This is a genomic window from Neisseria sp. P0022.S010, assembly GCF_051956635.1.
This window is the reverse complement of sequence record NZ_JBQCXF010000842.1, coordinates 1-514: the sequence shown is the minus strand read 5'-3', so window position 1 is coordinate 514 and position 514 is coordinate 1. Positions and strand designations below refer to the sequence as shown.

General features: G+C 52.3%; 1 protein-coding gene. It reads left to right on the top strand.

The window, feature by feature from the left end; genetic code table 11:
* The coding region (locus ACTHUT_RS21715) for a TatD family hydrolase (protein ID WP_440419886.1) at positions 1-514 on the top strand (514 nt) is incomplete at both ends.

Below are 514 nucleotides of genomic sequence, written 5' to 3'. Positions count from 1 at the left end.
GCTTAAAAGACCGCCTGCCCGAAGTCTTTGCCAATATGGAAGCGCAAAGCGTCAAGCAGGCGCTTGCCATCAGCGTCAGCAAACAAAGTTTTGCCGAAGTCTTCGACATCGCCCAGGCAAACGACCACATCTACTGCACCATCGGCATACATCCCGACAGCCAAGAAGCGGAAGAATTTACCATTGCCGAAATGGTAGAAGCGGCCAAACACCCCAAAATCGTCGGTATCGGCGAAACCGGTTTGGACTATTACTGGTGCAAAGGCGATTTGTCATGGCAACATCAACGCTTTGCCGACCATATCCAAGCCGCCAACGAAAGCGGCCTGCCCGTTATCGTCCACACGCGCGATGCGGCCGAAGACACGTTGCGGATTTTAAAAGAATGCCACACCAACTCTGGCGTGATTCACTGCTTCTCTGAAGACGTCGCCTTTGCCAAAGCCGCTTTGGATTTGGGCATGTATATCTCCTTCTCCGGCATTGTGACGTTTAAAAACGCGCCGCTGATACA